Annotated in this window: 11 protein-coding genes; all 11 read left to right on the top strand. The window is 69.4% G+C overall.

The genetic code is table 11. From position 1 onward, the window contains the following. The first annotated feature begins 182 nt into the window (after positions 1-182). The 11 genes from cofG to HY726_02000 all read left to right on the top strand — a co-directional run bounded on the left by cofG (position 183) and on the right by HY726_02000 (position 9,112). Positions 183-1,358 carry a 7,8-didemethyl-8-hydroxy-5-deazariboflavin synthase CofG gene (cofG, locus tag HY726_02050; GenBank protein ID MBI4607775.1) on the top strand — a complete coding sequence of 392 codons (1,176 nt, stop codon included), beginning with the start codon at positions 183-185 and terminating at the stop codon, positions 1,356-1,358. Further along, entirely contained in the window at positions 1,343-2,632 is a 1,290-nt protein-coding gene (cofH, locus tag HY726_02045) for a 5-amino-6-(D-ribitylamino)uracil--L-tyrosine 4-hydroxyphenyl transferase CofH (GenBank protein ID MBI4607774.1), read from the top strand. The genes cofG and cofH overlap by 16 nt, the downstream gene beginning before the upstream one ends. A gap of 62 nt (positions 2,633-2,694) precedes the next feature. Beyond that, positions 2,695-2,982 carry an HU family DNA-binding protein gene (locus HY726_02040; protein ID MBI4607773.1) on the top strand — a complete coding sequence of 96 codons (288 nt, stop codon included), beginning with the start codon at positions 2,695-2,697 and terminating at the stop codon, positions 2,980-2,982. 88 nt (positions 2,983-3,070) lie between these two features. Continuing rightward, a complete protein-coding gene (locus tag HY726_02035) occupies positions 3,071-3,565 on the top strand; it encodes a hypothetical protein (GenBank protein ID MBI4607772.1) in 495 nt (164 codons plus the stop codon). 40 nt (positions 3,566-3,605) lie between these two features. Continuing rightward, on the top strand, positions 3,606-4,529 hold the full coding sequence (locus HY726_02030; protein ID MBI4607771.1) for a 2-phospho-L-lactate transferase: 924 nt from the start codon (positions 3,606-3,608) through the stop codon (positions 4,527-4,529). Then, complete coding sequence (gene cofC, locus HY726_02025) at positions 4,526-5,188, top strand: 2-phospho-L-lactate guanylyltransferase (GenBank protein MBI4607770.1); 663 nt, start codon at positions 4,526-4,528, stop codon at positions 5,186-5,188. Before HY726_02030 ends, cofC begins: the two co-directional genes overlap by 4 nt. Beyond that, positions 5,185-5,520: a hypothetical protein gene (locus tag HY726_02020; GenBank protein ID MBI4607769.1), complete on the top strand. Its 336-nt coding sequence runs from the start codon at positions 5,185-5,187 to the stop codon at positions 5,518-5,520. The genes cofC and HY726_02020 overlap by 4 nt, the downstream gene beginning before the upstream one ends. Before the next feature lie 4 nt (positions 5,521-5,524). Then, positions 5,525-6,277 carry a coenzyme F420-0:L-glutamate ligase gene (gene cofE / locus HY726_02015; GenBank protein ID MBI4607768.1) on the top strand — a complete coding sequence of 251 codons (753 nt, stop codon included), beginning with the start codon at positions 5,525-5,527 and terminating at the stop codon, positions 6,275-6,277. Between the two features lie 9 nt (positions 6,278-6,286). Next, positions 6,287-6,931, top strand: coding sequence for an NADPH-dependent F420 reductase (gene npdG, locus HY726_02010; protein ID MBI4607767.1), 645 nt, complete (start codon positions 6,287-6,289; stop codon positions 6,929-6,931). A 210-nt stretch (positions 6,932-7,141) separates the two neighbouring features. Next, positions 7,142-8,224: an Ldh family oxidoreductase gene (locus tag HY726_02005; GenBank protein MBI4607766.1), complete on the top strand. Its 1,083-nt coding sequence runs from the start codon at positions 7,142-7,144 to the stop codon at positions 8,222-8,224. 114 nt (positions 8,225-8,338) lie between these two features. Next, positions 8,339-9,112, top strand: coding sequence for a hypothetical protein (locus HY726_02000; GenBank protein MBI4607765.1), 774 nt, complete (start codon positions 8,339-8,341; stop codon positions 9,110-9,112). The last annotated feature ends 107 nt before the right edge of the window (positions 9,113-9,219 follow it).

Genomic DNA, 9,219 nt, shown 5'->3' with positions numbered 1-9,219 from the left:
AGGCGAGACCCGTGTCGATCTTCGAGCCGAGGGGCTCCGGACGAGCCGGCGGCGAGGACAGCCACGAGGCGAGACCCGAGTAGATCTTCGAGCGTGGCGGGTTCGGCCATGCCGCAGGCAGGCCACCCGACACGCGAGGCCCGAATTGATCGCGCGGGCAAAGCCCGCGCTCGAAACGCTCCATGAAGGCCCTCGACCGCGCGCTCGCGGGAGCCCCGATCGGCCGCGAGGATGCGATCGCGCTCCTGAGCCTCCCCGATCAGCAGCTGCCCCAGCTGCTCGCCGGAGCCGCCGCCCTCAGGGATCGAGGGCGGGGGCGGCGGATCACCTTCTCCAAGAAGGTCTTCGTTCCCCTCACCACGCTCTGCCGGGACTACTGCGGCTACTGCACGTTCAGGAAGGATCCGGGAGAGCCCGGCGCCCATACGATGACGCCGGAGGAGGTCGTCGCCCTCGTCCAGGCCGGCGGCCGCCTCGGCTGCAAGGAAGCCCTCTTCTCCCTCGGTGACAAGCCCGAGGCGCTCTTCCCCGAGCACCGCGCCTTTCTCAGGCGGATGGGGCACCGGACCACGCTCGGCTACCTCCGGGCCATGTGCCAGCTCGTGCTCGAGGAGTCCCCGCTCCTCCCCCACGCCAACCCCGGGTTGATGTCCGAACGCGACCTCTCGGCGCTCCGCGAGGTGAACGTCTCGATGGGGCTCATGCTCGAGACCGCCTCCGAGCGTCTCCTCGGCGTCGGCATGGCCCACGACCGCGCGCCCGACAAGGTCCCCGCGCGGCGCCTCAAGACGATCGAGTGGGCCGGGAAGCTCCAGATCCCGTTCACGACCGGCATTCTGATCGGGATCGGCGAGACCCACGCCGAGCGCGTGGATTCGCTCCTCGCGATCCGAGACCTCGCCGAGCGTTACGGTCATATCCAGGAGGTCATCGTTCAGAACTTCAAGGCCAAGCCCGGGATCCCGATGCGCGCCCGGCCGGAACCCTCGACCGGGGACATGCTCAGGACGGTGGCGGTCGCGCGCCTCATCCTCGGGCCGGCGCTGAACATTCAGGCGCCGCCCAACCTCTCCCCCGGGACGTACCCCCGGCTGATCGCCGCGGGGCTCAACGACTGGGGCGGGATCTCGCCGCTGACGCTGGACCACATCAATCCCGAGGCGCCGTGGCCCAGGATCGTCAATCTCCGGAAGGCGACAGAGGCCGCGGGCTATGAGCTTCGGGAGCGCCTCGCCGTCTACCCCGAGTACGCGCGGCGGGCCGAGTTTCTGGCCGAGGCCCTTCGGCCGCGCGTCAACGCCCACACCGACACCGACGGTTACGTCAGACAGGAGCTGGAACAGTGGCGAACCTGGTGAACGCTCTGGACTGGGTCTCCGACGAGGTGCGCACGATCTTGGCCCGGGCGCTGGACGACCACGAGCTGAGCGTGGCCGACGGCCTGCGGCTCGTCGAATGCCGGGGACGGGAGCTCCACGCTCTCGCGCTCGTCGCCGACGAGATGCGTCGACGCCAGGTCGGGGACACGGTCACGTACGTGGTGAACCGTAACATCAACTTCACGAACGTCTGCATCAAGCACTGCACCTTCTGCGCCTTCAGCCGCGACCATCGCGAGGAGGAAGGCTACTTCCTCCCCATCGAGGAGGTCCTTCGCCGCGCCCGGGAAGCCTGGGAGCTGGGCGCCACCGAGGTCTGCATCCAGGCCGGGCTCCCGCCGAAGCTTCCCGGCACCTACTACATCGACCTCTGCCGCGCGCTCAAGCGGGCCCTCCCCGACCTGCACCTCCACGCGTTCTCCCCCGAAGAGGTCCTCTACGGCTCCGTCCGCTCCGGCCTGCCCATCGGTGACTACCTCCGCGAGCTCAAGGCGGCGGGAATCGGCACGCTCCCCGGCACCTCGGCCGAGATCCTCGACGACGGGATCCGCGACGTGATCTCGAAGGGCCGCATCACGACCCGCCAGTGGATCGAGGTGATCACCAGCGCGCACTCGCTCGGGATCCGGACCAGCTCCACGATCATGTACGGCCACGTGGAGTCCCCGGCGCACTGGATCCGGCACATGGACCTCCTCCGCTCGTTCCAGCGGGAGACCGGCGGCTTCTCCGAGTTCGTCCCGCTCTCCTTCGTCCACCACGAGGCGCCGATGTGGCGGCGGGATCTCGTCCCGGGAGTCCGCCGGGGCGCCACCGGGGACGAGGTGGTGAAGATGCACGCGCTGGCCCGCCTCTACCTGGGTCCGTCCATGAAGAACATCCAGTCGTCGTGGGTGAAGGAGGGCCCGAAGCTCGCCCAGTACCTCCTGGAGTGCGGCGCCAACGACCTGGGCGGGACGCTGATCAACGAGTCGATCTCGACCTCGGCGGGCGCGCCCTATGGCCAGCTCGTCCCGCCCGCCGAGCTCCGGCGGATGATCCGCGCGGCCGGACGCATCCCGGCGCAGCGAAGCACCACGTACGAGATCGTGAAGCTGTACGGCGAGGCGGAGGACGAGGAGAGCCCGCTGGACCGGATCGACGACGCCGAAGCCCGCTTCGGCTCCTACAGGGGGCTCACCGCTTCGAGCGAATTCCGCTTCATTCGCCCCGAGCCCCCGGGCGAGAGTTCGCTCTTGCCATCCTCGCGGTGAGGATTACAATACACGCCTAGCCTCGGTGGCACCGACACCTTCAACCTGAGGAGGACGCGCCCATGGCAAAGATGATGACCAAGGCAGCCATCATCACATCCCTCGCCCAGAAGTCGAACCTCTCCAAGCGCCAGGTGTCCGAGCTCATGGACATGCTGGTCGGCCTGGCCACGAAGGAAGCCAAGAACGGCTTCGTGCTCCCCGGCTTCGGGAAGCTCGTGCTCGCCAACCGCAAGGCGCGCATGGGGCGCAACCCGCAGACCGGCGAGCCCATCAAGATTCCGGCCAAGCGCGTCGTCAAATTCCGGGTCGCCAAGGCGTTGAAGGACGCAGTGCTTGGGAAGAAGTAGGAGCCCGCGAGCCAGGCTCGCCCCGGTCCCGCCGCCCCGACCGAACGCCCAGCGCGGGGACCCCGTTGCCTCCCGGACGTGGCAAGGCGTGGAGTACCGCCCGCTGCCGGCCGGCTCCGCGGAGGCGCGCGGCCTCTTCGCCTACGCCGGCGCATGGGTCCCCCCCGAGAGCCCGGGAGAGCTGGGATGCGGGGCATGGGTGACCGGCCCCGGAGGCGCGACCGGAAGCGACGGGTCGGCCACCGAACGGATGGTCGGAGCGCTCCTCGTCGAGCGGAGCGGGACTTCTGGATTGATCCACGGCCCTGTGGTCGTGGCGACGGAGGAAGCGCTGGAGGTCGCCGCCCAGCTCATGACGTCGGCCCTCTCGGCCTCCGCCGCTGCTGGCGTGGAAACGCTCTTCGCCAGACCGCAAGGGCTCGACCGGGTCTGGGTCCGCTTCGGCTTCATCCCCGTACCGGAGGCCGATCTCCCGGCGGCGTTCAGGGGACGCCCCGGCACCGGGCTGTTCGCCTGGCGCGGCGGCTCCGCCCTCTGGTCCTCCCGCAGAACCGACACGCTCGAGCGGGACGATCTGCGCTGACACCGTCTCTGGCAGCTCCCCGGCCTGACCTCGCGGGCCCATGATCACAGCGCTGGCCGGCGGCACAGGCGCCGCCAGGTTCCTCAGAGGGCTTGCCAGCGTCGCGGACCCGGCCCGCCTGACTGTGATCGGGAACACGGGCGACGACCTCGAGCTCTGGGGCCTCCACATCTCGCCGGACCTGGACACCGTTACCTACACGCTCGCCGGGCTCATCGACGAGACGAAAGGCTGGGGCGTCCATGACGACAGCTTCCACTGCCTTCGGGCCATGGCCGCCTTCGGCGGCGAGACGTGGTTCAACCTCGGCGACAGGGACCTGGCCACCCACCTGTTCAGGACCGAGTGCCTCAGGCGCGGGCTCGCGCTCTCGGCCGTCACCGACGCCATCCGCCGCGCTCTGGGGGTGAGGAGCCGCATCCTGCCCATGGCCGACGAGCCCGTGAGGACCCAGATCCTCTCGACGGCAGGCTGGCTCCCGTTTCAGGAATTCTTCGTCAGGGAAAAAGCCCAGGTCGAAGTCCTCGACGTCGCTTACGAGGGCGCGGACGCCGCGCGCCCCGCTCCGGGCGTGATCGAGGCGATCAGGGAAGCCCGCGCCGTGCTCGTCTGCCCCTCCAACCCCGTCACGTCAGTCGGCCCCATCCTCGCCGTCCCGGGCATCGTCGAAGCCCTGACCGACACGCCGGCCGTCGTCATCGCGATCAGCCCGATCATGGCGGGAGCGGCGGTGAGCGGACCGGCCGGGGCGCTGATGGCCGCGAAAGGGCTGCCGGTGTCGGCGGCGGGCGTGGCCCGGGCCTACCGGCGGTGGCTCGACGTGATGGTCCTCGACCGCCAGGATCGCGAGCTCACGCCCGAGCTGCTCCAGCTCGGGGTCTCGCCCGTCGTGACCGACACGCTGATGACGGACCGCGAGCGGGAGACTGCGCTCGCGCGCGCGGTCCTCGAGGCGCTCGGGTGAGGACCGTCGCGGCGATCCCCGCCAAAGACCTGGAAAACGCCAAGCAGCGGCTCGTCCCGGTGCTCTCGCCAGACGAGCGGCGGGCCCTGGCGCGCGCGATGCTCGAGGACGTGCTCGAGGCCGTGACGGCAGCGGACCTCTCGAGCGTGCTGGTGGTCACGCGGGACCCGGAGGTCATCGCCCTGGTCCGGGCGTTTCCTGTCACCGTCCTCGAAGAACCAGAGAACCGCGGCCATACCGAGGCGGTGGCCCTCGCCCGGGGCTTCGCAGCCGAGCGAGGGGCCGAACGGTTCCTGACCGTCCCGGGCGATGTGCCCCAGGTCACCCCGCAGGAGATCACGGCGCTGGCCGAGGCCGTACCGAGCCGGCCGGGCGTCGCCTTCGTCCCGTCGCGCTCGGGCTTCGGAACCAACGGCGCCGTGCTGTCGCCTCCCGACGTCATGGCGCTCAAGTTCGGCGAGCCGTCCTTCCCCAACCACCTGTTCGCGGCGCGCCGCCGCGGGCTCGATCCCGTCGTGCTCAGGTTCCCGGGACTCGGCCTCGACATCGACGGGCCCGAGGACCTCCGGGCCCTGCTCGAGAGCGAGCGGCAGACGCGGAGCTGGCGCCTCGTCCGGGGGTTCGGGATCGAAGCGCGGCTGGGGAGCAGCGGGCCATGATCACCAAGGAGTGCTACGTCGCCCCCGACAGCGCCAGCGCCCTGGCGGAGGCCCGGCCGTTTCTCGAGGCCAAGTACCGGGCCTACCAGCGCTGGGAGCAGGACAAGGCGCTGCCCGCCGGCGAGAGCTTCGCGCTTCCGTTCGAGGACCTGGCGCGAGACCGCTTCATCATCGGCGATCCCGTGAAGGTCAGGGACGAAGTCGCCCGCCATCGGGAGCGGCTCGAGGTCACGACAATGACGTTCCGGCTCCAGTGGCCCGGGATGGAGCAGGCCAAGGTCCTGCGCTCGATCCGCCTCCTTGGCGAGAAGGTCTTCCCTCACTTCCGGTAGGCCGATGGCGGCGCGGTACGAGGTCATCGGCGTCGAGGGGCTTCCCGAGATCCGGACCGGAGACGATCTGGGACGGCTGATCGTCGACGCCGCGGCGCGCCAGGACACACCCCCGCGCGAGGGGGACTGCCTGGTCGTGAGCCAGAAGATCCTGTCCAAGGCCGAGGGGCGCGTCGTGCGGCTGACCGAGGTCGTGCCCTCGCCGGCTGCGCTGGCGATGGCCGGAGAGCTCGGGCGCGATCCGCGGCTCGTGGAGCTGATCCTCGGGGAGTCGCGACGCGTCGTGAGAATGGACAAGGGCGTGCTGATCGTCGAGACCCGCCACGGCTGGATCTGCGCGAACGCGGGCGTGGACCAGTCGAACGTGGGCCTCGAGACCGCCGCCCTCCTCCCCGAGGATCCCGACCGCTCGGCCCAGACCCTCCGCGATCGCATCCGCCGGCTGACGGCCCTGGACCTCGCGATCATCGTCTCCGATACCTTCGGTCGGCCCTGGCGCGAGGGTCTGACCAACGTGGCCATCGGCGTCGCGGGGCTCGAGCCGATCAAGAGCTACCTGGGCGAGCGGGACCCGGCCGGCCACGTGCTCCAGGCGACGCTCCTGGCCATCGCCGACGAGCTCGCGGGCGCCGCGGAGCTGGTGATGGGAAAGCTCAGCCGGATCCCCGTGGCCATCGTCCGCGGTCTCGCCGTGGTGCGCGCCGAGGCCACCTCGAAGGCGCTCCTGCGCGATCCGGCGCGCGACCTGTTCAGGTAGGAAGCTGGTATGCGGATCGCCATCCTGGGCGGGACCGGCAAGGAGGGCATGGGACTCGCCCTCCGCTGGCTCAAGGCCGGTCACCCGATCATCATCGGCTCGCGGGACGCCGCACGCGCCCGGGCAAAGGCCGATGAGCTGAGGGCTCAGGTCGGCGGTGACGCCGGCGGGATGACCAACCCGGAGGCAGCGGCTGCGGGCGACCTGGTCGTGCTGACGCTCCCCTACACCGGGCTGGCCGCCACGCTCCCGGAGGTGAAGGGCGCCTGCCAGGGAAAGGTCATCGTCAGCGCGGTGGTGCCGCTGGCCTTCGGGGGCGGGCGGCTCTTCGTGCCCCCGCCGATCGGCTCGGCCGCTGAGGAGGCCCAGCAGCTCCTGGGCGCCGGGGCGAGGGTCATCGCGGCCTTTCACCACATCGCCGCCCACGAACTGGCCTCGCTCGACCAGGCAATCGACTGCGACCTCCTCCTCTGCGGCGACGACCCTGCGGCCAGGCAGCAGGTCGCCGAGCTCGGGACGAGCATGGGGCTCCGCGCCCTCGACATCGGGCCCCTCTCGAACGCCGGCCTGCTCGAAGGGATCACGGCGGTGCTGGCAATGATCAACCGCCGCTACAAGGTGAAGAACTCCGGAATCAAGATCACGGGGCTGTGACCGCAGTTCGAGCCGAGGGGTGGCGGCCATGCCGGGAGGCAGGCCCGCCACGAGGCGAGGCCCGACGCAGTTCGAGCCGAGGGGCGGCGGCCATGCCGGGAGGCAGGCCCGCCACGAGGCGAGGCCCGACGCAGTTCGAGCCGAGGGGCGGCGGCCATGCCGGGAGGCAGGCCCGCCACGAGGCGAGGCCGGAATAGGGAAAGGAGACCCATGGCGAGCGAAGGCGCTGTCGTCGTGCACCACGAGCAGCTCAAGCGCTTCATCACCGAGGTACTGGGGGCCCTCGGCATGCGCCGGCCCATCGCCGAGCACACCGCCGCGCTCATGGTCCAGACCGACCTGCGGGGCGTGGACTCCCACGGGATCGGGATGCTCCCCCTCTACGTGGAGTGGACCCGCAAGGGATACATCGATCCCGCGGCCGAGCCGCTCGTCGTGCGGGACGAGCTGGCCACGGCCCTGGTGGACGGGCAGCGCGGGCTCGGACACTGGACCTCCACGCGGGCGATGACGCTGGCCATCGAGAAGGCCAAGGCCTTCGGCGCAGGGTTCGTGGCGGTGCGGAACTCGAACCACTTCGGCGCGTGCGCCTGCTACTCCATGATGGCCCTCCCCCACCAGCTGGTCGGCATCGCGATGACGAACTCCTTCGTCCCCGCCATGGTCCCCACGTTCGGCCGCAAGGCCATGCTCTCCACGAACCCGCTGAGCGTCGCCGTGCCCGCGGGCGGCGAGCCGCCCTTCGTCCTGGACATGGCGACCACGACGGTGGCGATGGGCAAGCTCACGATCGCCTCGCGCTGGCGGAAGTCGATCCCCGAGGGCTGGGCGCTCGACGAGCAGGGCCATCCAGCGAGCGACCCCGACGTCGCGCTCAAGAACCGGCTCCTCACCCCGCTCGGCGGAAGCCGAGAGCTCGGCAGCCACAAGGGGTACGGGCTCGGGGCCGTCGTCGACATCCTCTCCGGGGTCCTGCCGGGAGCGGTCTACGGCGACCTCTTCCTCCGGAGCGGGATGGAGGAGCGCCGCCACACGAACGTGGGCCACTTCTTCGGGGCCATCGACATCGCCCGGTTCCGGCCCCTCGACGAGTTCAGAGCGGCCATGGACGACATGCTGAGGGCGCTGAAGGCCACGCCGCCCGCGGAAGGCCAGGAGCGGGTGTGGGTCGCCGGCGAGCCCGAAACCGAGTGCGAGCGGCGGCGCCTCGTGGAAGGGATCCCGCTCGCGCCGGCCCTCGTGAGCGAGGTCAACGAGCTAGCGTTGACCCTCGGCGTGGCCCCGCTCGGCTAAGCCGCGCGACGAGGCAGGGACCGTGCTGCAGCCAAGACACAACCCGCCACGGCTGGCAGGCCGGGATAGGCCGCACGCGATGCTGCATAACACCGCGGCGCAGGAGGGTTTCCCTTGATTCCGACCCTGAACACGACCGACCTTGAACGGCCTCGCACCCAAACGGAACTCCGCGCTTGGGTCGACGACCTTCATCGAAAGTTCGGTCAGACCCAAGAAGGCAAGCGAGCAGTACGCCTGAACCGCGGCGACCTTGTAAAGAGATTCAAGGAGGAGATCTGGCCTCTCGCGCTCTTCGCGGATGCCTTCTACAATGGTAGAGGAGACGTTCTCTTTAAGCCGGTTATCGGCAATCAGTCTTATGACGCGCTCATCCTTGAAGCGTCAGCGCATAAGGTGCTGCACCATCTACAGATCACGCAATCGTTCGACGGGTATCAGAACTACCTTCGCATGCTCCACCTCGTGGAGCACGGTCGGGCCCCCGTCACAAGCGCGATGCTCCAAAGGGACAAAGCCAGCGGGCGTGTGCCGGAAACCTGGCCAGAGGCCGTACCCCACGACCAGGTCTTGGCGCGGACTTTCGTGGCCATCCACGAGGCAGTACGGCGTAAGTCGCAAATGCGCTATGAATCAGATACGTCCCTCATCGTTGAGTTCGAAGACAATCACATTCACTCCGAAAGCGATCGGAGCGCTCTGGATAGCTTCGCTCGCTCAACGGTCGTTCCGGCCGCAGCACATGTCGCGGCTCTATACCTCGTGAGCGATCGTGAACGCCTTGCATTCAAGTACGAAAGTGGGGCTGCGGCCCAACAGCCGATTGGAGCGGACCGGCTAAGCCGGCCGCTCAACCTGAGCGTTGATATGACTTCCGCTGTCAAGTAGGTGATGACGCCAGGAGCGGTGGTCGTGTTCCTCCTTCATGGTGGTTGCTCGAACCATCGGAAGAGACGGAGCCTGTAACTGCGACGGTTGATCATGCTGATATCCGT

Source organism: Candidatus Rokuibacteriota bacterium, assembly GCA_016209385.1.
Taxonomy (GTDB): Bacteria; Methylomirabilota; Methylomirabilia; order Rokubacteriales; family CSP1-6; genus JACQWB01.
Note: the sequence above shows the minus strand (reverse complement) of the source record. Positions and strands in the feature narration are given on the sequence as shown.